21 protein-coding genes and 6 tRNA genes are annotated in these 23722 nt (G+C 64.3%); 23 read left to right on the top strand and 4 right to left on the bottom strand.

Features of this window, described 5'->3' with window-relative positions; all coding sequences use genetic code 11:
• On the bottom strand, positions 1-1506 hold the full coding sequence (locus JFY56_RS04995) for a DHA2 family efflux MFS transporter permease subunit (protein ID WP_328824812.1): 1506 nt from the start codon (positions 1504-1506) through the stop codon (positions 1-3).
• Positions 1507-1549: 43 nt separating this feature from the next.
• Positions 1550-2584: an HlyD family secretion protein gene (locus tag JFY56_RS04990; RefSeq protein ID WP_208312375.1), complete on the bottom strand. Its 1035-nt coding sequence runs from the start codon at positions 2582-2584 to the stop codon at positions 1550-1552.
• Between the two features lie 105 nt (positions 2585-2689).
• Here JFY56_RS04990 and JFY56_RS04985 point away from each other — a divergent pair, with 105 nt between their 5' ends.
• From JFY56_RS04985 to JFY56_RS04925, 13 genes are all read left to right on the top strand, one after another.
• Positions 2690-3610, top strand: coding sequence for a LysR family transcriptional regulator (locus tag JFY56_RS04985; protein WP_208312521.1), 921 nt, complete (start codon positions 2690-2692; stop codon positions 3608-3610).
• 49 nt (positions 3611-3659) lie between these two features.
• Positions 3660-5144 (top strand): glutamate--tRNA ligase, encoded by a 1485-nt coding sequence (gene gltX, locus JFY56_RS04980; protein WP_208312374.1) that lies wholly within the window; start codon positions 3660-3662, stop codon positions 5142-5144.
• 155 nt (positions 5145-5299) lie between these two features.
• Positions 5300-5375: transfer RNA gene (locus JFY56_RS04975), tRNA-Ala, on the top strand.
• A 65-nt stretch (positions 5376-5440) separates the two neighbouring features.
• A tRNA-Glu gene (locus tag JFY56_RS04970) sits at positions 5441-5516 on the top strand.
• A 44-nt stretch (positions 5517-5560) separates the two neighbouring features.
• Positions 5561-5636: transfer RNA gene (locus JFY56_RS04965), tRNA-Ala, on the top strand.
• Positions 5637-5677: 41 nt separating this feature from the next.
• Positions 5678-5753, top strand: a tRNA-Glu gene (locus tag JFY56_RS04960).
• A 43-nt stretch (positions 5754-5796) separates the two neighbouring features.
• Positions 5797-5872, top strand: a tRNA-Ala gene (locus JFY56_RS04955).
• Between the two features lie 40 nt (positions 5873-5912).
• Positions 5913-5988: transfer RNA gene (locus JFY56_RS04950), tRNA-Glu, on the top strand.
• A 168-nt stretch (positions 5989-6156) separates the two neighbouring features.
• Positions 6157-6696, top strand: coding sequence for a TetR/AcrR family transcriptional regulator (locus JFY56_RS04945; RefSeq protein WP_208312373.1), 540 nt, complete (start codon positions 6157-6159; stop codon positions 6694-6696).
• 12 nt (positions 6697-6708) lie between these two features.
• Positions 6709-7548 (top strand): alpha/beta fold hydrolase, encoded by an 840-nt coding sequence (locus JFY56_RS04940; RefSeq protein WP_208312372.1) that lies wholly within the window; start codon positions 6709-6711, stop codon positions 7546-7548.
• Positions 7549-7755: 207 nt separating this feature from the next.
• A complete protein-coding gene (locus tag JFY56_RS04935; RefSeq protein ID WP_208312371.1) occupies positions 7756-8406 on the top strand; it encodes a bifunctional 4-hydroxy-2-oxoglutarate aldolase/2-dehydro-3-deoxy-phosphogluconate aldolase in 651 nt (216 codons plus the stop codon).
• Positions 8403-8852: an acyl-CoA thioesterase gene (locus JFY56_RS04930; protein WP_208312370.1), complete on the top strand. Its 450-nt coding sequence runs from the start codon at positions 8403-8405 to the stop codon at positions 8850-8852. Before JFY56_RS04935 ends, JFY56_RS04930 begins: the two co-directional genes overlap by 4 nt.
• Before the next feature lie 88 nt (positions 8853-8940).
• Positions 8941-9906: a tRNA dihydrouridine synthase gene (locus JFY56_RS04925; RefSeq protein WP_208312369.1), complete on the top strand. Its 966-nt coding sequence runs from the start codon at positions 8941-8943 to the stop codon at positions 9904-9906.
• Between the two features lie 157 nt (positions 9907-10063).
• Here the strand turns inward: JFY56_RS04925 and JFY56_RS04920 are convergent, their stop codons facing one another.
• A complete protein-coding gene (locus JFY56_RS04920) occupies positions 10064-10810 on the bottom strand; it encodes an SDR family oxidoreductase (protein WP_208312368.1) in 747 nt (248 codons plus the stop codon).
• 148 nt (positions 10811-10958) lie between these two features.
• On the opposite strand from JFY56_RS04920, the gene JFY56_RS04915 reads away from it, so the two are divergent.
• Positions 10959-11405 carry an Hsp20 family protein gene (locus tag JFY56_RS04915; protein ID WP_208312367.1) on the top strand — a complete coding sequence of 149 codons (447 nt, stop codon included), beginning with the start codon at positions 10959-10961 and terminating at the stop codon, positions 11403-11405.
• Between the two features lie 124 nt (positions 11406-11529).
• Here JFY56_RS04915 and JFY56_RS04910 read toward each other — a convergent pair whose 3' ends face one another.
• On the bottom strand, positions 11530-12417 hold the full coding sequence (locus tag JFY56_RS04910) for a LysR family transcriptional regulator (RefSeq protein ID WP_208312366.1): 888 nt from the start codon (positions 12415-12417) through the stop codon (positions 11530-11532).
• A 175-nt stretch (positions 12418-12592) separates the two neighbouring features.
• Here JFY56_RS04910 and leuC point away from each other — a divergent pair, with 175 nt between their 5' ends.
• From leuC to JFY56_RS04865, 9 genes are all read left to right on the top strand, one after another.
• A complete protein-coding gene (gene leuC / locus JFY56_RS04905; protein ID WP_208312365.1) occupies positions 12593-14020 on the top strand; it encodes a 3-isopropylmalate dehydratase large subunit in 1428 nt (475 codons plus the stop codon).
• An 11-nt stretch (positions 14021-14031) separates the two neighbouring features.
• Entirely contained in the window at positions 14032-14676 is a 645-nt protein-coding gene (leuD, locus tag JFY56_RS04900; protein WP_208312364.1) for a 3-isopropylmalate dehydratase small subunit, read from the top strand.
• Positions 14677-14724: 48 nt separating this feature from the next.
• Complete coding sequence (locus JFY56_RS04895) at positions 14725-15489, top strand: class I SAM-dependent methyltransferase (RefSeq protein ID WP_208312363.1); 765 nt, start codon at positions 14725-14727, stop codon at positions 15487-15489.
• A 43-nt stretch (positions 15490-15532) separates the two neighbouring features.
• Positions 15533-16615, top strand: coding sequence for a 3-isopropylmalate dehydrogenase (leuB, locus tag JFY56_RS04890; RefSeq protein ID WP_208312362.1), 1083 nt, complete (start codon positions 15533-15535; stop codon positions 16613-16615).
• A 67-nt stretch (positions 16616-16682) separates the two neighbouring features.
• The gene (gene asd, locus JFY56_RS04885; protein WP_208312361.1) at positions 16683-17795 is read left to right on the top strand and encodes an aspartate-semialdehyde dehydrogenase; all 1113 of its coding nucleotides are present in this window, start codon (positions 16683-16685) and stop codon (positions 17793-17795) included.
• 156 nt (positions 17796-17951) lie between these two features.
• Entirely contained in the window at positions 17952-18950 is a 999-nt protein-coding gene (locus JFY56_RS04880) for an aspartate-semialdehyde dehydrogenase (RefSeq protein ID WP_208312520.1), read from the top strand.
• A 173-nt stretch (positions 18951-19123) separates the two neighbouring features.
• Positions 19124-21922 carry a FimV family protein gene (locus tag JFY56_RS04875; RefSeq protein ID WP_208312360.1) on the top strand — a complete coding sequence of 933 codons (2799 nt, stop codon included), beginning with the start codon at positions 19124-19126 and terminating at the stop codon, positions 21920-21922.
• A gap of 19 nt (positions 21923-21941) precedes the next feature.
• A complete protein-coding gene (truA, locus tag JFY56_RS04870; protein ID WP_208312359.1) occupies positions 21942-22799 on the top strand; it encodes a tRNA pseudouridine(38-40) synthase TruA in 858 nt (285 codons plus the stop codon).
• A gap of 58 nt (positions 22800-22857) precedes the next feature.
• A complete protein-coding gene (locus JFY56_RS04865) occupies positions 22858-23481 on the top strand; it encodes a phosphoribosylanthranilate isomerase (protein ID WP_208312358.1) in 624 nt (207 codons plus the stop codon).
• The last annotated feature ends 241 nt before the right edge of the window (positions 23482-23722 follow it).

Below are 23722 nucleotides of genomic sequence, written 5' to 3'. Positions count from 1 at the left end.
TCAGTGCGCCTCGGCGGCGGCCGAGGTGCCCATGCCGGGTGGTAACGGCTTGGTCAGCAGGATGGCGAGCATGCCGACGATGAGGAAGATGCCGATGACATGGAAGGCATCGTTGTAGGCCATGATCGCCGCCTGCTGGTGGACGATCTCGCTCAGCCTGGCCATCGCCGCCTGCTGGCTGCCCAGTTGCGCAGTCAGTTGCGCCAGGCGTTCGTCCACCGCGCTATTGGTTGGCACGATTGCCTCGCGCAGGTAGTCGTAATACACCTTGGCGCGGCTATCCAGCAGCGTGGAGAGCAGGGCGATGCCGATGGCGCCGCCGAGGTTGCGCAGGATGTTGAACAGGCTGGAAGCGGAGCCGGCGTCCTGCGGCAGGATATAGGCCGTGGCGATCAGCGAGACGGTGATCATGATCAGCGGCTGGCCCATGGCGCGGATCAGCTGCACATGGCTGAACTGCGGCCCGGCGAAGTCCGGGCTGAGCACCCCGGAGAAGAAGCTGGCCGAAGCGAACAGGCAGAAGCCGAGGGCGCAGAGGAATTTCGGCGGCACTATCTTCATCAGGCGCGGCACCAGCGGGATGAGCAGCAGCTGCGGCACCCCCATCCACATGATCACCTCGCCGATCTGCATGGCGTTGTAGCCCTGGATCTGCGCCAGATACAGCGGCAGCACGTAGATCGAGCCGTACAGCCCCATGCCGATGCCGACGCTGGAAATGCCTGAAAGACCGAAGTTGCGGTTGCGCAGGATGCCCAGGTTGATCAGGGGGTTCGGCCGCGAAATCTGCAGGATAACGAACAGGATCAGGCTGATCGTCGCGATGCTGCCAAGGGATACGATCAGGTTGGATTCCAGCCAGTCCTTGCGATGGCCTTCCTCGAGGAATACCTGCAGGCAGCCCAGGCCGATGGCCATGGTGACGATGCCGGCATAATCGGTGCGCTTCAGCAGTTCCCAGTGCGGCGCCTTCTTCTCCAGGCCGTAGAGCAGGCCGGCGATCATCAGCAGCCCCGGCGGGACGTTGATATAGAAGATGTATTCCCAGCCGAAATTCTCGGTCAGCCAGCCGCCCAGGGTTGGGCCGATGGACGGGGCGAAGGTCGCGGTGATGGCGAACAGAGCCATGCCCTTGGCGCGCTGGTGATCCGGCAGCTTGATCAGCGACAGGGTGAACGCCAGCGGGATCAGTGCGCCGCCGGTAAAGCCCTGCAGGGCACGGAACACGATCATGCTTTCCAGGTTCCAGGCCAGCGAGCAGAGCAGCGAGGAAATCAGGAAACCGATGGAGACCACCACAGCCAGGCGCCGCGCCGAGAGCAGCTGCACCAGCCAGGTGGTCAGCGGGATCATGATGATTTCCGCCACCAGGTAGGAGGTGGAAATCCACGAGCCTTCTTCCAGGGTCGCGGCGAGCGCGCCCTGGATGTCCTTCAGCGAGGAGTTGGTGATCTGGATGTCGAGGATCGCCATGAAAGCGCCCAGCATGGCGCTCAGTACGGCGATCCAGTCGCGGCGGCTCGGCTCCCCGGTCGGCCTGACGAGGGGATCAGCGCTCAAGGAACTCGACCTCGGCCTCGACCGACATGCCGGGGCGGATCAGGCCCTTCAGCGGATTGTCGTCGGCGAAGGTGATTTTCACCGGGATGCGCTGCACCACCTTGGTGAAGTTGCCGGTGGCGTTGTCCGGCGGCAGCAGGCTGAACTGCGCGCCGGAGGCGGCGAACAGGCTTTCCACGCAGCCTTCGATGGGCTGGTCGGGGAACGCGTCCAGCACCAGCCTGGCTTTCTGCCCGGGGCGCATGCGGCCGACCTGGGTTTCCTTGAAGTTGGCCTGTACCCAGATGCCGTCGTCCGGGACCAGGGACAGCAGCCCGGTGCCGTTCTGCACGTACTGGCCGACGCGGGCGCTGCGCTGGCCGACCAGACCGCTGACCGGCGCGCGGATTTCCGTGCGGGTCAGGTTGATCTCGGCCTGGGCGACGTCGGTGCGGGCGCTGGCGATCTGCGCTTCGAGGCGCTGGATGTCTGCGCCCAGGGTGTCCCGTTGGACCTGCTGGGCGCGCAGATCGGCCTCGGCCTTGGCTACCTGGGAGCGGGCGACGCGAGAGTCGGCGGTCAGGGTGGTGACGCGTTCCTCGGAGACGTAGCCGGGCTTGCGCAGGGTCTGGGCGCGGTTCAGGTCGATCTGGGTGCGGCCGAACGTTGCCTGGCTGGCGTTGAGGTCCGCCTGGCTCGCCGCGATCATGCTGGACTGGCCCTTGAGTTTGCTGCGCGCCTGGGCCAGTTCCGCTTCGCGGGTGGCCAGGGTGGCTTTGGCGCGATCCAGGGCCAGCTGGAAATCGCTGGCCTCCAGCTTGACCAGCAACTGGCCCTTTTCCACATGCTGGTTGTCGTGCACCAGCACTTCTTCGATGCGCGCGCCGAGCTGGCTGGCGATCCGCGTGATCTCGCCCTGGACGTAGGCGTTGTCGGTGGTTTCGACGAAGCGGCCGATGAAATACCAGTGGCCGAGGAGGCCAGCGGCAACCAGGCCGAGGAGTACGAGGAATATGGAAAGGCGGCGCTTGAGTTGAGCAGGCATGGGAAACGAGCGTTTGGTTGGCCAAAAGTCAGCCAATGTATCAGTGTTCCCCGATGGCCCCTAGCCGCTACACTTCGGAAACTTTGTTGCATAGAGGGAACAATGATGGGGCTGGATGATGCGCTGATCTTTACCCGGGTCGTGGAGTGTCACAGCTTCACCCAGGCGGCGCAAAGCCTGGGCATGCAGAAATCCACGGTCAGCCGGCGAATCGTCCTGCTCGAGGAGCGCCTGGGTGTGCGTCTGCTCAATCGCACCACTCGCAAGCTCAGGCTGACCGAAGTGGGGCAGGCCTATTACGAGCGTTGCCGGCAGATCATGCTCGACTTCGCCGAGGCCGAGCAGGCGGTGATGCAGTTGCAGCAGGCTCCGTCCGGGCTGTTGCGCATCACCTCGCCGATCGAGTTCGGGCAGATCTACCTGGCTGGGGTGCTGGGCGACTTCATGCGCCTGTATCCGCAGATCACCGCGGAAGTCGAACTGACCTCGCGTACCGTCGATCCGCTGGAGGAGGGGGTGGATATCGCCATCACCGTCGGCCAGCCGGAGGACTCGACCCTTATCGCCCGGAGGCTGCTGCTCTCCAATCGATGTCTGTGCGCCAGTCCGGAATACATCCGCCAGCATGGCCGGCCGGAGCGTGTCGAGGATCTGGAGCGGCACCGTGCCGTGCTCCTGCCGCAGGATTCCCAGCGCTACTGGCCGTTATCCAGCGACAGCGTGCCGTGCCAATGGGTGCTGTCCTGCAACAATGTCACCTTCGCCCGCGAGGCGGTGCTGGCCGGGGCGGGGATCGCGTCATTGCCTGAACTGATCGTCGATGCGTGGATCAAGGCGGGCCGTCTGGTGCGCCTGCTGCCGGAGGTGCAGCTGCCGGCGGGCGAGATCTATGCTGTCTATCCATCGCGCCGGTTCCAGGCGTTGAAAGTGAAGGCCTTCCTCGACTTCCTCATCCAGTGCCTGCCGGTAGGGGAGGGGCATTGGCTGGAGCCGGGGGCGGCCCGCCTGATAACATCGCGCCCATGAGTGCGGACGGCTGTCCGTACTGTTCATTTCGGTTTTCACGAGAGCTTTCATGACCACTGTTCGCACCCGTATCGCGCCGTCTCCCACCGGCGATCCGCATGTCGGCACCGCCTACATCGCGCTGTTCAACCTCTGCTTCGCTCGCCAGCACGGCGGCCAGTTCATCCTGCGCATCGAGGACACCGATCAGCTGCGTTCCACCCGCGAGTCCGAACAGCAGATCTTCGATGCGCTGCGCTGGCTCGGCATCGAGTGGGACGAGGGCCCGGATGTCGGCGGTCCGCACGGTCCGTACCGGCAGAGCGAGCGTGGCGAGATCTACAAGAAGTACTCCGACGAGCTGGTGGAGAAAGGCCATGCCTTCCCCTGCTTCTGCTCTGCCGAGCGCCTGGACCAGGTCCGCGCGCAGCAGATGGCGAACAAGGAAACCCCGCGCTACGACGGCCTGTGCATGCATTTGACGAAGGACGAGGCGGCCCAGCGCATCGCTGCGGGCGAGTCGCACGTCGTTCGCATGAAGGTGCCGACCGAAGGCGTCTGCGTGGTTCCGGATATGCTGCGCGGCGATGTCGAGATCCCGTGGGATCGCATGGACATGCAGGTGCTGATGAAGGCCGATGGCCTGCCGACCTACTTCCTCGCCAACGTGGTGGACGACCACCTGATGGGCATCACCCACGTCCTGCGCGGCGAGGAGTGGCTGCCGTCGGCGCCGAAGCTGATCAAGCTCTACGAGTACTTCGGCTGGGAGCAGCCGGTGCTGTGCTACATGCCGCTGCTGCGCAATCCGGACAAGAGCAAGCTGTCCAAGCGCAAGAACCCCACCTCCATCACCTTCTACGAGCGCATGGGCTACCTGCCGCAGGCGCTGCTCAACTATCTCGGGCGCATGGGCTGGTCGATGCCGGACGAGCGCGAGAAGTTCACCCTGGCCGAGATGATCGAGAACTTCGACCTGTCGCGTGTTTCCCTGGGCGGGCCGATCTTCGATCTGGAGAAGCTGTCCTGGCTGAACGGCCAGTGGATTCGCGAACTGGCGGTGGAAGACTTCGCCAGGGAAGTGCAGAAGTGGGCGCTCAATCCTGAATACCTGATGAAGATCGCCCCGCACGTCCAGGGCCGGGTCGAGAACTTCAGCCAGATCGCTCCGCTGGCGGGCTTCTTCTTCAGCGGCGGCGTGCAACTGGATGCCAGGCTGTTCGAGCACAAGAAGCTCGACGCTACCCAGGTGCGCCAGGTGCTGCAGCTGGTGCTGTGGAAGATCGAAGCCTTGCGCCAGTGGGAGAAGGAAAAGATCACCGGGTGCATCCAGGCAGTGGCCGAGCACCTGGGGCTCAAGCTGCGTGATGTGATGCCGCTGATGTTCCCGGCTATCACCGGCCAGGCCAGTTCGGTGTCGGTGCTGGATGCCATGGAAATCCTCGGCGCAGACCTGTCGCGCTATCGTCTGCGCCAGGCGCTGGAACTGCTGGGCGGGGCGTCGAAGAAGGAAACCAAGGAGTGGGAAAAGATCCGCGACGCCATTCCCGGCTGATCGAATCTGATCCTCATGGCCCGCCTCGTGCGGGCCATGTTCGTTTATGGGGCTGGGTAAGTGGTTGTTCTTATAGCAAAAATTTTAAGTACAAAGAAAAAATACTGTTGACAGGGTGCCAGTCCGATCATAAGATGCCGCCCGTCTTCACCGACGGGGCTATAGCTCAGCAGGGAGAGCGCTTGCATGGCATGCAAGAGGTCGACGGTTCGATCCCGTCTAGCTCCACCACTTTCTTGTGGAAAGGAAAGCCCAGTAGGTTTTGCGGTAAGCGGAACTGAAAATCGAAGGATTGCGTCCCCTTCGTCTAGTGGCCTAGGACACCGCCCTTTCACGGCGGTAACAGGGGTTCGAGTCCCCTAGGGGACGCCACTATTCCAGTAACGATGCGCTTGCGTCGTTCGCCAGAGTCATCTGGGGCTATAGCTCAGCTGGGAGAGCGCTTGCATGGCATGCAAGAGGTCGACGGTTCGATCCCGTCTAGCTCCACCAATTTGCCAGAGTCCACGCTCGTGGATTTCTTCGAAGGATACGTCCCCTTCGTCTAGTGGCCTAGGACACCGCCCTTTCACGGCGGTAACAGGGGTTCGAGTCCCCTAGGGGACGCCACTTTCCAGTAACGATGCGCTTGCGTCGTTCGCCAGAGTCATCTGGGGCTATAGCTCAGCTGGGAGAGCGCTTGCATGGCATGCAAGAGGTCGACGGTTCGATCCCGTCTAGCTCCACCAATTGCCAGAATCCACGTTCGTGGATTTCTTCGAAGGATACGTCCCCTTCGTCTAGTGGCCTAGGACACCGCCCTTTCACGGCGGTAACAGGGGTTCGAGTCCCCTAGGGGACGCCATTTTCCCGCTCTGCGGATCTATAGGGCCACTCGGTTTTCGAGTGGCCTTTTTGTTTTTCCGATTCCCGATTTTGTCTCCCGACCGGCGGTCGCGATTGGCGCTTGCGGATTTTTATTATGAGAATAATATTTCGACCATAATATTTTTGGATCGAGAGCGAGACCGTCATGCGCGACAAGAAGGCCCAGACCCGTGAACGCATCCTCAATGCCGCATCCACCGCGCTGCTGCAGCGCGGTCCGGTCGATCCCAGCGTGGGCGAGGTGATGGGCTCGGCGGGGCTGACGGTGGGTGGCTTCTACGCCCATTTCGAAAGCAAGGACGCCCTGATGCTGGAAGCCTTCAAACACCTCCTGTGCACGCGTCGGGAAATGCTGAAGAACCTCGATCCGGCGATGTCGTTTGCCGAGCGGCGCGGGCTGGTCGCCGCTTTCTACCTGTCGCGCAAGCATCGCGACAGCCAGGACGCAGGCTGTCCTATCCCCAGCTCCTTGTCCGATGTGGCGCACCTTCCGGAAGGCTTCCGCGAAGCGCTGATCGAGCACATGGAGCTGATGACTGCGGAGTTGGCGGGGCGCCCCGAAGAGGCGGATGCCGTGCTGGCCGACATGGCTTTGATGGTGGGTGGACTGGCACTGGCCCGGGCGCTTGGCCCGAGCGACCTGTCCGACCGTGTCCTGCGTGCCGCGAAGAAGGCGGTGATCTGAGGAGGTGCTGTCATGAGCAGCTTGGCTTGGGTTCGAGGCGTAAACACCACTCTGGGGCGAGTCGCCCCGCAATGGGTGGCCGGAAAGATGCGCAGGGCGTTCATGACGCCGCGGGAGTTTGAGCCGCGTGACTGGGAACTGCCATTGCTGGCCAGTTCCGAGCGGGTCACCTTGCGCTTCGGCCTGTCTGCCTTGCGCTGGGGCGTGGGGCCCGCGGTGCTTCTGCTGCATGGCTGGGAGGGGCGGCCGACCCAGTTCGCCGCGCTGATCCAGACGCTGGTGGGAGCCGGTTACTCGGTCGTGGCGCTGGATGGTCCGGCCCATGGTCGCTCGCCGGGGCATGAAGCGAACGTCGTCCTGTTCGCGCGGGCACTGCTCGAGGCTGCCGGGGAGTTGCCGCCGCTCCGGGCCGTCATTGGGCACTCGATGGGCGGCGCCAGTGCCTTGTTGGCGACTCAGCTCGGCTTGCGCACGGAGGCGCTGGTGACCATCGCTGCGCCAAGCCGGTTGATTACCGTGTTGCGTCGCTTCGCGCATTTCGTCGGACTGCCGCCTGTCGCCCGTGCGCGCTTCATTCGCCAGGTCGAGCGGGAGGCTGGAATACCCGCGGCGCAACTGGATGTGGCGCGTTATCAACTGGACATCCCGGGCCTGGTGGTACATGCCGAGGATGACCGGGTGGTGCCGGTAGGGGATTCTGCGGAAATCCACGCGGCCTGGGACAGCAGTCGCATGCTGCGTCTGCCCAAAGGCGGGCATCAGGCCGTGCTTGCCAATCCGGAAGTGGCCGATGCCGTGCTGGAGTTGCTTGAACGAGTGGAAAGTCCGGCCGTTCTGGCAATGGCGTCCTGATCCTCCTTCTGCAGGCGGCGGCAAGCGGATGGCTGCCGCCTTTTCATGTGCGCTCCCGGACGGCAGGTCGTGACGTCTGCCGCCGAGCCTGTAAACTTCTCGGCCTGTGTCCGCCGCTCTGATCGGGAGCAGTGGCAGGGATGTTTCAGGAGTGCCTTTGCCGAAAGGCGCTTTCATCAGGGATGTAGTGTCCGGATTGGGGGTGAAATGAATCTGTCGATGGACTGGGTGCTGCAGCAGGCGCGCCCGGTGATGCCGGTATTGGTGATCGAGGACGTCGCGCTGGCGGCCGATCTGGCCCGCGCGCTGTATGCCGGCGGCATCCGCGTGATGGAGGTGACCCTGCGCACTCCGCATGCCCTGGAGGCGCTGGCGGAAATCCATCGCGAGCTGCCGGAAGTGATCCTCGGGGCCGGTACGCTGATTCATACCGAGCAGTTCCAGGAGGCGCGCGATGCCGGCGCCCACTTCGCGGTCAGCCCGGGCTGCACGCCACGCCTGGTAGCCGCTGCCGAAGATGCGCGGATGCCGTATCTTCCGGGCGTGATGACGCCTTCGGAAGTGCTGCTGGCGCTGGAATACGGATATCGCTCGCTGAAGCTGTTCCCGGCCAATGGCAGTGGCGCGGTGAAGATGCTCAAGAGCCTGAAGGGGCCGTTCACCGGCATCCGCTTCTGCCCGACCGGCGGTATCACCCAGGAAAACCTGCTGAACTTCCTCAGCCTGCCCAACGTCGCCTGTGTCGGTGGTACCTGGATTGCGCCGCCCAGTCTGATTCGCGCCCGCGCCTGGGATCAGATCACTCAACTGGCCAGGGAAGCCCGCGAACTGGCCGGCAGCCTGGAGCACACCGCATGAGCTGGGAAATTCCCGATCCGTTCGTGATCGACATCGAGGTCAAGGCCGAGGACATCGACGGCCTGGGCCATGCCAACAATGCCGTCTACGTCAGTTGGCTCGAACGCTGCGCCTGGCGTCACTCGCAGAGCCTGGGCCTGGATCTGGTCGAATACCGGCGCCTGGACCGCGCCATGGCGGTGGTTCGCCATGAGATCGACTATCTGATGGCGGCATACGAGGGCGAGGAGCTGCAGATGGGCACCTGGATCGTCGAGTCGGACCAGCGCCTGCGGATGAAGCGGCACTTCCAGCTGATCCGTCCCAGCGATGCCGCCACCTTGCTGCGGGCGCAGACCACCTTCGTCTGCATCGAACTTTCCAGCGGCAGGCCGAAGCGCATGCCGGTGGAATTCATCGAGGGTTACGGTAAGGCGTTGCTGCCGGACTCCGCCGAGGCTCTTTGACTCCTGCATGATCCGTCGCCCGGCGCTTTGCTCCGGGCGGCGCTTTTCCTACAATCCGCGGCCTTCAGTGTTTCGAGGCGCGGCTCCCGTGCAAATCGCCCTTGCCCCCATGGAGGGGCTGGTAGACGACATCCTCCGCGATGTGCTGACTCGCGTCGGCGGCATCGACTGGTGCGTTACCGAATTCATCCGCATCAATGACCGGCTTCTGCCGCCGTCGGCGTTCCTGCAGTTCGCCCCCGAACTGGAAGAGGGCAGCCGCACGCGCGCCGGAACGCCGATGCGTGTGCAACTGCTCGGTTCCGATCCGCAATGCCTGGCGGAGAACGCCGTGCTTGCCTGCGAACTGGGCGCGCCGGTGATCGACCTGAATTTCGGCTGCCCGGCCAAGACGGTGAATCGCTCGCGAGGTGGTGCGGTGTTGCTGAAGGAGCCGGAGCTGATGCACTCGATCATCGAGACGGTGCGCCGGGCGGTGCCTGCGGCGATTCCGGTGACTGCGAAGATGCGTCTCGGTTACGACAGCCCGGATGGCGCGCTGGATTGCGCGCGGGCGCTGGCGGACGGCGGCGCGGCGCATGTGGTGGTGCATGCGCGGACCAAGGTCGACGGCTACAAGCCGCCGGCGCATTGGGAGTGGGTGGCGCGCGTCGCCGAGGCGGTGCGCGTGCCGGTGTTCGCCAATGGCGAGGTCTGGACGCTCGCCGATTACCTGCGCTGCCGCGAGATCAGCGGTGTCGAGGACATCATGCTCGGCCGAGGCCTGGTATCCCGGCCGGACCTGGCGCGGCAGATCGCCGCCTGGCGCGATGGCCGTCAGGTCGAGGAAATGCCCTGGGCCGATTGCCTGCCGCTGCTGCGCGATTTCTGGCGCCAGGCGCGGAACAAGCTGGCACCGCGCTACGCGCCTGGCCGCCTGAAGCAGTGGCTGGGCATGCTCACTCGCAGCTATCCGGAGGCGGTGGAGCTGTTCACCGTGGTGCGTCGCGAGAGCGATTGCGAGCGGCTCGATCAGTTGCTGCTTGGCGAGCGTCTGGAAGAGCGGGCAGCCTGATCGTAGGAGCAACTATCTTGCATCCTGCGTAACTACGTGGCTGGGCCAGAATCCGCGTAGGTTGGTGCTGAACGCAGTGAAGCCCAACGATGGCGATGTTGGGCTTCGCGTTGCTCAGCGCCAACCTACGGTGGGCATTGCAGCCCGTGGAGGGATGTCAGCGCCCGCCACTGACGTCGATGAATCCGCCGGTGGTGTAGGACGCTTCGTCCGAGGCCAGCCACAGGATCGCCCGCGCCACTTCCTCCGGCTCGCCGCCGCGCCCCAGCGGCACACCGCTCTTCAGCCGCTCGACGCGTCCCGGCTCGCCGCCGCTGGCATGGATTTCGGTATTGATCAGTCCTGGCCGCACGGCATTCACGCGAACGCCCTCGGCGGCCACTTCCTTGGCCAGGCCGATGGTCATGCTGTCGATGGCGCCCTTGGCGGCGGCGTAGTCGACGTACTCGTTGGGCGAGCCGAGGCGCGAAGCCATCGAGGAGACGTTGATGATGCTCCCGCCCTTGCCGCCGTGGCGGGTCGACATGCGCTTGAGCGCCTCGCGGGCGCAGAGGAAGCTGCCGGTGACGTTGACGGCGAGGACTCGCTGCAGGCGGTCGGCATCCATGTTTTCCACGCGCATCTGCGTTTCCAGTATTCCGGCGTTGTTGACCAGTACATCGAGGCGCCCGAGGGTCTGGTCCAGCTCGCGGAACATCCGCACCACGTCTTCCTCGCTGGCGACATCGGCCGCGATCGCCACTGCGCGCCCGCCGCGGCTTTCGATCTGCCGCACCAGCGCCTCGGCAGCTTCGCGCTGGTTGCGATAGTTGATGCCGACGGCATAGCCGCGCTCGGCGGCGAGCAGTGCGGTGGCTGCGCCGATGCCACGGCTGGCTCCGGTGATCAGCATGACCTTGTCCATCGGTGTTTCCTCCTGGCGGATGAACGGCAGGGTTGAAATGGTTTACGTAGTCCCTATCTGTAGGGTTGTGGGATGCCGAAGTCGGGTCCCACGCCAGAGTCCTGCTGACAGGCTCTAGAAAACTTGCTGATTATTCAGGAGATTCGCCATGAGCAATGCATTTTCCCTCGCTCCGCTGTTCCGTCATTCCGTTGGCTTCGACCGTTTCAACGACCTCTTCGAGTCGGCCCTGCGCAATGAAACCGGCAGCTCCTATCCTCCCTACAACGTCGAGAAGCATGGCGACGACCAGTATCGTATCGTCATCGCCGTTGCCGGCTTGCAGGAGGAGGACCTCGACCTTCAGGTCGAGCGTGGTGTGCTGACTGTCAGCGGTGGTCGGCGCGAGAGGGTTTCCGATGACGTCACTTACCTGCACCAGGGGATTGCCCAGCGTGCCTTCAAGCTGTCGTTCCGCCTTGCCGACCATATCGAGGTCAAGGGCGCGGCGCTGAACCACGGCCTGCTGAGCGTCGAACTGGTGCGCATCGTTCCGGAAGAAGCCAAGCCCAAACGGATCGCCATCAACGGCCAGCAGCCGGCGCTGGAAGGCTGACAAGCCATTGCCAGGACAAGGGCGCCCACGGGCGCCCTTGTCGTTTCCGCACCGTAGGTTGGCGCTGAGCGCAGCGAAGCCCAACGGCGTGGTGAATGTTGGGCTTCGCAAGCTCAGCCGCAACCTACCGTGGCATCAAGCCCACCGCCTGCGCATCCAGCAACGCCATGAACGCCCGCGCGGCATTGGAAAGGGTACGTTCGGTATGCAGGATGTAGCCGAGCTGGCGGCTGAGCTGGATGTCCTGCAGCGGCAGGCGCACCACCTGGTCGTCGAGCATGGTGCGCGGCAGCACGCTCCAGGCCAGGCCGATGGAGACCATCATCTTGATCGTCTCCATATAGTTGGTGCTCATGCCGATGTTCGGCGTCAGCCCCTCAGCCTCGAACATGCGGCGGACGATGTGGTGGGTGAAGGTGTTGCCGCCGGGGAAGACCGCAGGGTGTTTCGCCACGTCGGCGAGGAACACCGGGCCCTGGCGGGCCAGCGGGTGTTCCGGTGCGGCGACGAAATCCAGCGCATCGTCCCACACCGGCACGGCACGTACCGGTTCGGCGGTTTCCGGCGCCAGGGTGATCACTGCCAGTTCGGCGCGGCCATGAAGGATTTCCTCGTAGGCCACCTCGGAGTCGAGGAACTGGATATCCAGCTTCACCTGCGGGTGTGCGCGGGTGAAGGCGCGCAACAGCGGCGGCAGGCGGTGCAGGCCGATATGGTGGCTGGTGGCGAGAACCAGTTGCCCGCTGATTTCGCCGCTGAGGTTGGCCAGCGCGCGGCGGGTGTCATCCAGCACATTGAGGATCTGATAGGCGCGGGGGAGCAGGGCGCGGCCAGCCTCGGTCAGGCTCACTTCGCGGCCGACGCGGTCGAACAGGCGCACGCCGAGCTGGCTTTCCAGCGCCGCGATGCGCTTGCTCACCGCCGGCTGGGTCAGGTGCAGGCGTTCACCGGCCTCGGAGAAGCTGCCGGATTCGGCGATGGCGAGGAAGGTGTTCAGGCTGGTGAGGTCCATTGCGGCGGCTCCGGGCGGCAATTTCGGGAATCGAGGTTGGAAGGTTATAGCTGATCGCATTCCGTACGGGAATGCTTTGGATAAAAAATATGAATTTGAGTTATTTGCTGTCTGGCCATAGCATCATCCCCACAAGCCTTAAGGGCATAGAAAGACGCTGATGAGGGATTCTCTGATGGCCGGCAAAACGCTGTACGACAAGCTCTGGGAAATGCATGAGGTCAAGCGCCGTGACGATGGTTCGTCGCTGATCTACATCGATCGCCACATCCTCCACGAAGTGACCTCGCCGCAGGCCTTCGAGGGGCTGCGTCTGGCCGGGCGCAAGCCGTGGCGCATCGATGCCAACATCGCCACCCCGGACCACAACGTGCCGACCACCCAGGCCGAGCGCAAGGGCGGCCTTGAGGCCATCGCCGACGAAGTTTCGCGCATCCAGGTCCAGACTCTGGATGAGAACTGCGATGACTTCGGCATCCTCGAATTCAAGATGAACGACGTGCGCCAGGGCATCGTCCACGTGGTCGGCCCGGAGCAGGGCGCGACCCTGCCGGGCATGACCGTGGTTTGTGGCGACTCGCACACTTCCACCCACGGCGCCTTCGGTGCGCTGGCACACGGCATCGGTACTTCCGAAGTCGAGCATGTGCTGGCGACCCAGTGCCTGGTGGCGAAGAAGATGAAGAACATGCAGGTGCGCGTGGAAGGCACCCTGCCGTTCGGCGTCACCGCCAAGGACATCGTGCTCGCCGTGATCGGCAAGATCGGCACCGCCGGTGGCAACGGCCACGCGCTGGAGTTCGCCGGCAGCGCCATCCGCGACCTGTCGATGGAAGGCCGCATGACCATCTGCAACATGTCCATCGAGGCCGGTGCACGCGTCGGCATGGTGGCGTGCGACGAGAAGACCATCGCCTACGTCGAAGGCCGCCCGTTCGCACCGAAAGGCGCCGACTGGGACAAGGCTGTGGAAGCCTGGAAGGACCTGGTTTCCGATGCCGACGCGCACTTCGATACCGTGGTCGAACTGCGTGCCGAGGACATCAAGCCGCAGGTCAGCTGGGGCACTTCGCCGGAAATGGTCCTGGCCGTCGACCAGAACGTGCCGGACCCGGCCGTAGAAGCCGATCCGGTCAAGCGCGACTCCATCGTCCGCGCCCTCAAGTACATGGGTCTGACCGCCAACCAGGCGATCACCGATATCCAGCTGGACCGTGTATTCATCGGTTCCTGCACCAACTCGCGGATCGAAGACCTGCGCGCCGCCGCCGAAGTGGCCAAGGGCCGCAAGGTCGCCGCGACCGTCAAGCAGGCGCTGGTGGTGCCGGGCTCCGGTCTGGTCAAGGCGCAGGCCGAGCAGGAAGGCCTGGACAAGATCTTCATCGAGGCCGGTTTCGAATGGCGTGAGCCGGGCTGCTCCATGTGCCTGGCGATGAACCCGGATCGCCTGGAGAGTGGCGAGCACTGTGCGTCCACCTCCAACCGCAACTTCGAAGGCCGCCAGGGCGCCGGCGGGCGCACCCATCTGGTCAGCCCGGCGATGGCCGCTGCGGCTGCCGTTACCGGTCGATTCATCGACGTACGCGAATTGATGCAGGCCTGAGGAGACCGAACATGAAAGCCTTTACCCAACACACCGGTCTCGTTGCGCCGCTCGACCGCGCCAACGTCGACACCGACCAGATCATTCCCAAGCAATTCCTCAAGTCGATCAAGCGCACCGGCTTCGGCCCGAACCTGTTCGACGAGTGGCGCTACCTGGACGTCGGCCAGCCGAACCAGGACAACTCCAAGCGTCCGATCAACAAGGATTTCGTGCTGAACTTCCCGCGCTTCCAGGGCGCCAGTGTGCTGCTGGCCCGCGAGAACTTCGGCTGCGGCTCCTCCCGCGAGCACGCGCCGTGGGCGCTGGACGAGTACGGTTTCCGCACCGTGATCGCGCCGAGCTTCGCCGACATCTTCTTCAACAACAGCTTCAAGAACGGCCTGCTGCCGATCATCCTGAAGGACGAGGAAGTCGACGAACTGTTCCAGCAGTGCGAAGCCACCGAGGGCTACCAGCTCACCGTCGATCTGGCTGCGCAGACCGTGACCCGCCCGGATGGCAAGCAGTACAGCTTCGAAGTGGATGCGTTCCGCAAGCACTGTCTGCTCAACGGCCTGGACGATATCGGCCTGACCCTGCAGGACGCCGACGCCATTCGTGGTTTCGAAGGCGATTACCGCAAGCGTCAGCCCTGGTTGTTCCGCGACGCCTGAAACCCGAGGCCTCGATAGCCGAGGCCCTTGCCCCCAGAGGAGCGCAACATGAGCGAAAGTCGCCATGAACAGGTGGTCCAGCGCCAATTCGGCGCCCAGGCATCCGCCTATCTGAGCAGTACCGTGCACGCCCAGGGCGAGGAATTCGCCCAACTGCGCGAGCGACTGTCGGCGACTTCCGGGGCCCGGGTGCTGGATCTGGGCTGTGGGGCAGGGCATGTGAGCTTCCACGTCGCGCCGTTGGCCGGCGAGGTCATCGCCTATGACCTGTCGGCCGAAATGCTCGATGTGGTGGCCTCGGCCGCCGCCGAGCGTGGCCTGGACAACATCCGCACCGAGCAGGGTGTGGCGGAGCGCCTGCCGTTCGCCGGTGGCGAGTTCGATTTCGTCTTCAGCCGCTATTCCGCGCACCACTGGCGGGATGTCGGCCAGGCGCTGCGCGAAGTGCGCCGTGTGCTCAAGCCGGGTGGCGTGGCGGCGTTCATCGACGTGGTCGCGCCAGGCCTGCCGCTGCTGGATACCCATCTGCAGTCAGTGGAAGTGCTGCGCGATACCAGTCATGTGCGCGATTATTCGCCGTCCGAGTGGACGCGCCTGGTCGGCGAGGCCGGCCTGGCGGTGACGGCCTGCAAACGCCAGCGCCTGCGTCTGGAGTTCCAGTCCTGGGTCGAGCGCATGCGTACGCCGCAGGTGATGCGTGACGCGATCAGGGCATTGCAGGTTTCCGTGGGCGAGGAAGTCCGCGAGTATTTCGAGATTGCCGACGACGGCTCCTTCAGTACCGATGTGCTGGTGCTCTGGGCCGAGCGTTGATCATTCGCTGCGGCGCCGGTTGCGCCGTATTTGAGAGGAAAGCATGAGCAAACAGATTCTGGTTCTCCCCGGCGACGGTATCGGCCCGGAAATCATGGCCGAAGCGGTCAAGGTGCTGGAGCTGGCCAACGAGAAGTTCGGTCTCGGCTTCGAGCTGACCCACGACGTGCTCGGTGGCGCGGCCATCGACAAGCACGGCGTACCGCTGGCCGACGAGACCCTGGAGCGCGCGCGCAAGGCCGATGCGGTCCTGCTCGGCGCCGTGGGCGGTCCGAAGTGGGACAAGCTGGAGCGTGACATTCGTCCGGAGCGCGGCCTGCTGAAGATCCGTTCGCAACTGGGCCTGTTCGCCAACCTGCGCCCGGCCATCCTCTATCCGCAACTGGCCGATGCTTCCAGCCTCAAGCCGGAAATCGTCGCCGGCCTGGATATCCTGATCGTGCGCGAGCTGACCGGCGGCATCTATTTCGGCCAGCCGCGCGATTCCCGCGTGCTCGACAACGGCGAGCGCCAGGCCTACGACACCCTGCCGTACAGCGAGAGCGAAATCCGCCGCATCGTCCGTGTCGGCTTCGACATGGCCCGCGTGCGTGGCAAGAAGCTGTGCTCGGTGGACAAGGCCAACGTCCTCGCTTCCAGCCAGCTGTGGCGCGAAGTGGCCGAGGAAGTCGGCAAGGACTATCCGGACGTCGAGCTGTCGCACATGTACGTCGACAACGCCGCCATGCAGCTGGTCCGCGCGCCCAAGCAGTTCGACGTGATGGTCACCGACAACATGTTCGGCGACATTCTGTCGGATGAGGCTTCCATGCTCACCGGTTCCATCGGCATGCTGCCTTCAGCGTCCCTGGATTCGAACAACAAGGGCATGTACGAGCCTTGCCATGGTTCGGCTCCGGACATCGCCGGGCAAGGCATCGCCAACCCGCTGGCGACCATCCTTTCCGTGTCGATGATGCTGCGCTACAGCTTCAACCAGAGCGCTGCCGCCGATGCCATCGAGAAGGCGGTCAGCCAGGTTCTGGATCAGGGGCTGCGCACCGGCGACATCTGGTCGGAAGGCAGCAGGAAAGTGGGTACCCGCGAAATGGGCGACGCAGTAGTCGCCGCACTGCGGAATCTGTAATCTCTCCGGTTCGCCCGCCTCGGATGAAGGGGCGGCGATCCACTACTTATTCGAAGGTGTAGTAGCGATGAAGCGTGTAGGTCTGATCGGTTGGCGTGGGATGGTGGGCTCCGTACTCATGCAGCGTATGCTGGAAGAGCGGGACTTCGACCTGATCGAGCCGGTGTTCTTCACCACCTCCAATGTTGGCGGCGAAGGCCCGGCAATCGGCAAGGATATTGCCCCGCTGAAGGACGCCTACAGCATCGAGGAACTGAAGACCCTCGACGTCATCCTGACCTGCCAGGGCGGCGACTACACCAATGAAGTCTTCCCCAAGCTGCGCGAAGCCGGCTGGCAGGGCTACTGGATCGACGCCGCCTCCAGCCTGCGCATGCAGGATGACGCGGTGATCGTCCTCGACCCGGTGAACCGCAAGGTGATCGACCAGTCGCTGGACGCCGGCGCCAAGAACTACATCGGCGGCAACTGCACCGTCAGCCTGATGCTGATGGCCCTGGGCGGCCTGTTCGAGGCCGGTCTGGTCGAGTGGATGAGCGCCATGACCTACCAGGCCGCTTCCGGTGCCGGCGCGCAGAACATGCGCGAGCTGATCAAGCAGATGGGCGCCATCAACGCCAGCGTGGCCGATGACCTGGCCAATCCGTCCAGCGCCATCCTGGATATCGACCGCAAGGTCGCCGAGGCCATCCGCAGCGACGCCATGCCCTCCGAGCATTTCGGCGTGCCGTTGGCCGGCAGCCTGATCCCGTGGATCGACAAGGAACTGCCGAACGGCCAGAGCCGCGAAGAGTGGAAAGGCCAGGCGGAAACCAACAAGATCCTCGGCCGCTTCAAGAGCCCGATCCCGGTCGATGGCATCTGCGTGCGCATCGGCGCCATGCGCTGCCACAGCCAGGCGCTGACCATCAAGCTGAACAAGGACGTGCCGCTGACCGACATCGAAGGTCTGATCAGCCAGCACAACCCGTGGGTCAAGCTGATCCCCAACCAGCGCGACATCAGCATGCGCGAACTGACCCCGGCTGCCGTCACCGGCACCCTGAGCGTACCGGTGGGCCGTCTGCGCAAGCTGAACATGGGCTCGCAGTACCTCGGCGCCTTCACCGTCGGCGACCAGCTGCTGTGGGGCGCGGCGGAGCCGCTGCGGCGCATGCTGCGCATCCTGCTGGAGCGCTGATCCACCCGACGACGCCGGCCTTGAGCCGGCGTCGTTCTTTCCGCGATCGCGTTTTTCTCGTCGTGCAGTCGTTGCGGCACGATGTGGCTGCAATTGCCTGAGGCATGGGCGGAAAGTAAAGTGCTCAGCCTGTTTCCCACCAATACCGAGAAGTGCATGGCTGAAACCTTCGACATCGCCGTAGTGGGCGCTACCGGCCTCCAGGGCGAGGCTCTGGTCGAATTGCTCGAAGAGCGCGAATTCCCCATTGGCGATCTCCACCTGCTGGCCAGCGGTGACAACATCGGCAAGACGCTGCCGTTCCGCGGACGCAATCTGCGGGTTCGCGATGTTGCCGGCTTCGATTTCTCCACGATCAGGCTGGCGTTCTTCTCCGTGGCGGCGGATGTTTCCCTTGAGCAGGCGCCGCGGGCGCTGGCGGCGGGCTGCAGCGTCATCGACCTGAGTGGCGCCTTCGCTGCCGGCCAGGCGACGCTGGCGCAGGTGGCGGTCAATCCGCCGGCCGGCGATCTGTCCGTCCCGACGCTGTTCGCGGTGCCTTGTGCGCCGGCTGCCGAGCTTGCCGAAGTGCTGGCGGCGCTGCGAGCGCATGTGTCTTTCGAAAGGCTTGTGGTTACCGCCTGCCTGTCGGCGTCTGCGCTTGGGCGTGAAGGCGTACAGGAACTGGCACGGCAAACCTCCGAATTGCTCAACGCCCGCCCCGTAGAGCCACGCCTGCTGGACCGGCAGTTCGCCTTCAATATGCTTGGCCAGGTCGGTGAGGCAGACGGGGAGGGGCATGTGTCCATCGAGCGGCGTCTGGTGTGCGAAGTGGGGCAGCTGTTCCCCGAACTGGCGGGACGCGTGAGTGCCAGTTGCGTGCTGGCGCCGGTATTCTTCGGCGATACATTGAGCGTCACTCTGCGCTCGACCGCACCGGTGGCGCTGGATGCAGTGCGCAGTGCTCTGGACGCGGCGAGCGGTATCGAGCTGGTCGAGGACGACTATCCGACGGTGATTGGCGATGCCCTGGGGCAGGATGTCGTCTACGTCGGGCGCGTGCGAAACGGCATCGATGACCCGTGCGAACTCAATTTGTGGATTGTGTCTGATAACGTGCGAAAAGGTGCGGCGCTGAATGCCGTGGGCTTGGCCGAGTCGTTGATAAAACACTAACCGTCAAAGATACTTATCGACAATTTACAGACGTATTCTAGCTTTACAGTGCTGGCTTGATCGGGGGCTGAAAGGGGGAGATATTCCTGCGCATGCGGCGGATATCGCGGACTTCAGCCCTTTGGATCTCCCCTCGCGAACCCAGAAGAGCTATTAGAACTAGGGATTAAGATATGGTCCGGCTTCGTAAACTGGTGCAGGCAATCGCGGCTGCTTCGGCATTGACCACCGGCATGGCGCATGCCCTGGGGGTGGGTGAGATTCACCTGAACTCGGCATTGAACCAACCGCTGGATGCCGAGATCGACTTGCTGGAAGTGCGTGACCTCTCCTCTGGCGAGGTGGTCCCCAGGCTGGCCTCCCCCGAGGACTTCAGCAAGGCTGGGGTCGACCGCCAGTACTTCCTCACTGGTTTGCGCTTCACGCCCGTGGTGAAGCCGAACGGCAGGAGCGTCATTCGCGTGACCTCCGACCGTCCCGTGCAGGAGCCCTATCTGAATTTCCTCGTCGAGGTGGTCTGGCCGAGCGGCCGGTTGCTGCGCGAGTACACCGTGCTGCTCGATCCGCCGCTTTATTCTCCACAGGTCACTGCCGCTGCCGTTCCGCGCGCGCCTGTCGCGGCGCCGGCGCCGATCCCGCGTCCGGTGGCTCCTGCCGCGCCGCGTCCGGCTCCTGCTCCTGTCGCTGCCGCGCCCGCCCTGGAGGGGGGGCAATACCGTACCGGTCCGCGGGATACCCTCTGGGAAATCGCCTCCCGCGCTCGTCCGAATGGCAGCGTTTCCGTGCATCAGACCATGCTGGCGATCCAGGACCTCAATCCGGATGCCTTCCTCGGCGGCAATATCAACCGCCTGAAGAGCGGCCAGGTACTGCGGCTGCCCGATGCGGAGCAGGTTCGCGCCCGTTCGCAGAACGAAGCGCTGGCGCAGGTCGTCGAGCAGAATACCGCCTGGCGTGAACGGCGCAGCCTGCCGGCTGGCGGTGCCAGGCAGATCGACGCAACCCAGCGCGCCAGCGCCGGCTCGGCACCCGCCGAGGCGGAAGTACAGGACAACCTGCGCCTGCTGTCCGGTGAAGCGGGCAAGGCGAAGGGCAGCGAAAAAGGCAGCCAGAACAGCAAGGCGGTTGCCGACGAACTGGCGATCACCCAGGAAAGTCTCGATACGACCCGTCGTGAGAACGACGAACTGCAGGGCCGCATGAAGGACCTGCAGAGCCAACTGGACAAGCTGCAGAAACTGATCGAGCTCAAGGACGCCCAACTGGCCCGGCTGCAGGCCGATCTGTCCACCCAGCCGGCGCCCGCAACGGCGGATGCCGCGCCCCAGACTGGACAGCCTGCCGAGCCTGCTCCTGTCGCCGCAGCGCCAGCCGCTGCCGAAGGTGCTTCCCCCGCTGCGAGTGCGACTGAGCCGGCTGCGGCACAAGCTCCCGAAGCGGCTGTCGAGCCCAAGCCTGCCGCCGCGCCGGAAACCAAGCCTGCTCCTGCGGCGGCTCCCGCTCCGGCGGAAGAGCCGCAAGTCAGCCTGCTGGATGAAATCCTCGCCAATCCGGTCTGGCTGGGCGCGATTGCCGGCAGCACCCTGCTGGTTCTCCTGGTGCTGCTGATGGTGCTGTCGCGGCGCAACGCTGCGAAGCAACAGGCTGCCGAGGGCGCCCAGGCAGCGGATGAATCGCTGGAACCGGGTCTGAGCGATGATCTCGACCTGACCGGTTCCGGTCTGGAAGGCTGGGATGTGTCCGAGGCCAAGGAAAAGAACGCCGAAGCCCAGTCCGCCGTATCCGCGCAGGCTTCCCAGCCGTCCGGCGATGCCCTCGGCGAAGCCGATATCTACATTGCCTACGGACGTTTCAACCAGGCCGCTGAAATGCTGCAGAGCGCGATCTATGACGAGCCGCAGCGCACTGACCTCAGGCTGAAACTGATGGAGGTCCATGCCGAGACCGGCGACCGCGAAGGCTTCGCCCGGCAGGAGAAGGAGCTGCGCGAAATCGGTGGCGCCGAAACCGAAGTCGAACAGCTGAAGTCGCGTTATCCGGGGATGGTCGCGCTGGCGGCGGTGGGTGGCGGTCTTGCTGCTGCAGCGGCTGCCACGGACGAACTGGAGAACTTCAGCCTGGATGATCTGGAGCTGGATGAACCGGTCATCCCTGCGCCGGCCGCTCAGCCTGTCGTGGCTGATGCCGGACTGGACGATGCCTTCGATCTGGCCCTCGATGATCTCGCCTTCGACGAGCCCGAGCCCGAGGTGCAGAAGGAGGAAGAGGGCGATCTGAGCCTGGAGGACTTCGATCTGGGAGCCGAGCTGGGTCTGGTGGATAGCGCGCCAACGGCTGCGCCGGCCGACGACGAACTGGCCTTCGATCTCGACCTGCAGGCTGACTCCGCGCTGGAACCCATTGCCAAGGAGCCGGTGGACGAGCTTGCCGACTTCTCCTTCGATCTGGAGAACGACCCGTCCCTGCAATCCCTGGGCGAGGACGACTTCGTCCTGGATCTTGCCGACGAGTCGGCGCCGCTTGCCGGAGTCAGCGCCGAGGAGTTCTCCTTCGACCTGGAAAGCGACGCGGCTGCGCCGCAGGCAAGCGAGCTGCCCGATGACTTCGATCTGTCGCTGGCGAGTGATGCTTCGTTGATGGCGGAGGGCGAAACCCCTGCGCTGCAGTCGGACGAGGCAGGCGCGGAACTGGATCGGCTGGTCGAGAGCGTCGGCGAGCCGGAGGACGAGGTTTCTCCGTTCGTTGCCGAGCAGGCTTCCATGTCGGCTTCGTCGCTGGATGATGGCGAGTCCGACGATGAATTCGACTTCCTTTCCGGTGCCGATGAAGCCGCGACCAAGCTGGACCTGGCGCGGGCCTACATCGACATGGGCGACGCCGAAGGCGCGCGGGACATCCTTGGCGAGGTGATCTCCGAGGGCAATGACAATCAGCAGCAGGAAGCTCGTGAACTGCTCGGGCGTATCGCCTGAGCCGGAAGGCTCCAGATAGATGAGTGAAGTTATGTCTCCAGCGGCAGCCGAGGTGGCTGCCGTTGGCGTTTCCAGGATTGCCCTGGGCATCGAATACAAGGGTTCGCGCTATCGCGGCTGGCAGCGCCAGGAGGCTGGCGTGGCTTCCGTGCAGGAGGCGCTGGAGCGGGCGCTGTCCAGGGTGGCGGCGCAGCCGGTGTCGGTGATCTGTGCCGGGCGCACCGATGCGGCCGTGCATGCCAGCGGCCAGGTGGTGCACTTCGACACCACCGTGGAGCGTCCGCTGAAAGCCTGGATCATGGGCGGCAATGCCAACCTGCCCCCGGATATCAGCGTGACCTGGGCCAAGGTCATGCCGGCGAACTTCCATGCGCGTTTTACCGCCATGGCGCGACGCTACCGCTACGTGATCTACAACGATCCGATCCGCCCGGCGCACCAGTCGGAGGAAGTGACCTGGAACCATCGCCCGCTGGATGTCGAGCGCATGCGCGCGGCGGCGAGCGCGCTGGTCGGCACCCACGACTTCACCTCGTTCCGCGCGGTGCAATGCCAGGCCAAGTCGCCGGTGAAGACCGTCCACCATCTGCGGGTGATCGAGCATGGTCGCTTCATCGTGCTGGATATCCGCGCCAATGCATTCCTTCACCACATGGTGCGCAACTTCGCTGGCGTGCTGATGACCATCGGTGCCGGCGAGCGGCCGGTCGAGTGGGCGCGGGAAGTGCTGGAGGCGCGGGACCGGCGTTCCGGCGGAGTTACGGCGCACCCCTATGGCCTCTATCTGGTGCGTGTGGAATACCCGGAAGAGTTCGAGCTGCCGGAGCGCTATCTGGGACCACATTTCCTTTCAAGTTTGCCGGATACGCTCGGCTGACATTTGCTACTATCCCCCCGGATTTTTCCATCGTCCGATCCCGAAAGGTTCCAGCATCTTGTCAGCCGTTCGCATCAAAATCTGTGGCATTACCCGCGTAGAGGATGCGCTGGCCGCGGCCGAGGCCGGCGCCGACGCCATCGGTCTGGTGTTCTATCCAAAGAGCCCGCGGGCGGTGTCCGTGCACCAGGCGCGGGCGATCATCGCCGCCTTGCCGCCATTCGTGACCACCGTGGGGCTGTTCGTCGATGCCGGCCGTTGCGAGCTGAACGGAATCCTCGATGCGGTTCCGCTGGACGTCCTGCAGTTCCATGGCGATGAGTCCGCGGAAGCCTGTTCGGGCTATCACCGTCCCTATCTCAAGGCGCTGCGCGTGAAGCCGGGCGACGACATTGCCGCGCGCGTGGCCGAGTATCCCGCCGCCGCCGGAATCCTGCTGGATACCTATGTTGAAGGTGTCCCGGGCGGAACCGGCAGGGCTTTCGACTGGTCCCTGATACCGACCGGCCTGTCCCGTCCGATCGTGCTCGCTGGCGGCCTCGATGCCGGCAATGTCGCGGCCGCCATCGCCCAGGTCCGTCCCTACGCGGTGGATGTCAGTGGCGGGGTGGAGGCGAGCAAGGGGATCAAGGATGCCGAGAAGATCCGCGCCTTCATCCGTCAGTGCCGTTCGGTGGCATAGAGAATGCAGCCGCATGTGACGGCTAGCGGCTGGCCGCCGTCCACTACCGGACCGCTGCCGGGCAGCGATGGCCCCACTGGTTTTCAGGAGCGGGTGCCGGTTTCGAGTGAGGTATTCAAGGCGACGCCTGTGGCGGCGCTTGTTTTCAGAGGGTTCGCGGCGCTTTTGCCGGAACCGCGACGATGAATTTGCTCAGGGACAAAGGCAAGGCTTGAAGCCTTCTGCGTGCGTCCTGCCCCTG

Origin of the sequence: Pseudomonas schmalbachii, assembly GCF_017589465.1 — a bacterium.
Classification (GTDB): Bacteria; Pseudomonadota; Gammaproteobacteria; order Pseudomonadales; family Pseudomonadaceae; genus Pseudomonas; species Pseudomonas schmalbachii.
The sequence above is the reverse complement of the archived record's forward strand: the minus strand, read 5'-3'. Positions and strand labels throughout refer to the sequence as shown.

What these genes read in the sequence shown, in the direction of transcription:
- JFY56_RS04990 (WP_208312375.1), bottom strand. Translation starts at nt 2,584, where the DNA reads ATGCCTGCTCAACTCAAGCGCCGCCTTTCCATATTCCTCGTACTCCTC.
- JFY56_RS04985 (WP_208312521.1), top strand. Translation starts at nt 2,690, where the DNA reads ATGGGGCTGGATGATGCGCTGATCTTTACCCGGGTCGTGGAGTGTCAC.
- gltX (WP_208312374.1), top strand. Translation starts at nt 3,660, where the DNA reads ATGACCACTGTTCGCACCCGTATCGCGCCGTCTCCCACCGGCGATCCG.
- JFY56_RS04945 (WP_208312373.1), top strand. Translation starts at nt 6,157, where the DNA reads ATGCGCGACAAGAAGGCCCAGACCCGTGAACGCATCCTCAATGCCGCA.
- JFY56_RS04940 (WP_208312372.1), top strand. Translation starts at nt 6,709, where the DNA reads ATGAGCAGCTTGGCTTGGGTTCGAGGCGTAAACACCACTCTGGGGCGA.
- JFY56_RS04935 (WP_208312371.1), top strand. Translation starts at nt 7,756, where the DNA reads ATGAATCTGTCGATGGACTGGGTGCTGCAGCAGGCGCGCCCGGTGATG.
- JFY56_RS04930 (WP_208312370.1), top strand. Translation starts at nt 8,403, where the DNA reads ATGAGCTGGGAAATTCCCGATCCGTTCGTGATCGACATCGAGGTCAAG.
- JFY56_RS04920 (WP_208312368.1), bottom strand. Translation starts at nt 10,810, where the DNA reads ATGGACAAGGTCATGCTGATCACCGGAGCCAGCCGTGGCATCGGCGCA.
- JFY56_RS04915 (WP_208312367.1), top strand. Translation starts at nt 10,959, where the DNA reads ATGAGCAATGCATTTTCCCTCGCTCCGCTGTTCCGTCATTCCGTTGGC.
- JFY56_RS04910 (WP_208312366.1), bottom strand. Translation starts at nt 12,417, where the DNA reads ATGGACCTCACCAGCCTGAACACCTTCCTCGCCATCGCCGAATCCGGC.
- leuC (WP_208312365.1), top strand. Translation starts at nt 12,593, where the DNA reads ATGGCCGGCAAAACGCTGTACGACAAGCTCTGGGAAATGCATGAGGTC.
- leuD (WP_208312364.1), top strand. Translation starts at nt 14,032, where the DNA reads ATGAAAGCCTTTACCCAACACACCGGTCTCGTTGCGCCGCTCGACCGC.
- JFY56_RS04895 (WP_208312363.1), top strand. Translation starts at nt 14,725, where the DNA reads ATGAGCGAAAGTCGCCATGAACAGGTGGTCCAGCGCCAATTCGGCGCC.
- leuB (WP_208312362.1), top strand. Translation starts at nt 15,533, where the DNA reads ATGAGCAAACAGATTCTGGTTCTCCCCGGCGACGGTATCGGCCCGGAA.
- asd (WP_208312361.1), top strand. Translation starts at nt 16,683, where the DNA reads ATGAAGCGTGTAGGTCTGATCGGTTGGCGTGGGATGGTGGGCTCCGTA.
- JFY56_RS04880 (WP_208312520.1), top strand. Translation starts at nt 17,952, where the DNA reads ATGGCTGAAACCTTCGACATCGCCGTAGTGGGCGCTACCGGCCTCCAG.
- JFY56_RS04875 (WP_208312360.1), top strand. Translation starts at nt 19,124, where the DNA reads ATGGTCCGGCTTCGTAAACTGGTGCAGGCAATCGCGGCTGCTTCGGCA.
- truA (WP_208312359.1), top strand. Translation starts at nt 21,942, where the DNA reads ATGAGTGAAGTTATGTCTCCAGCGGCAGCCGAGGTGGCTGCCGTTGGC.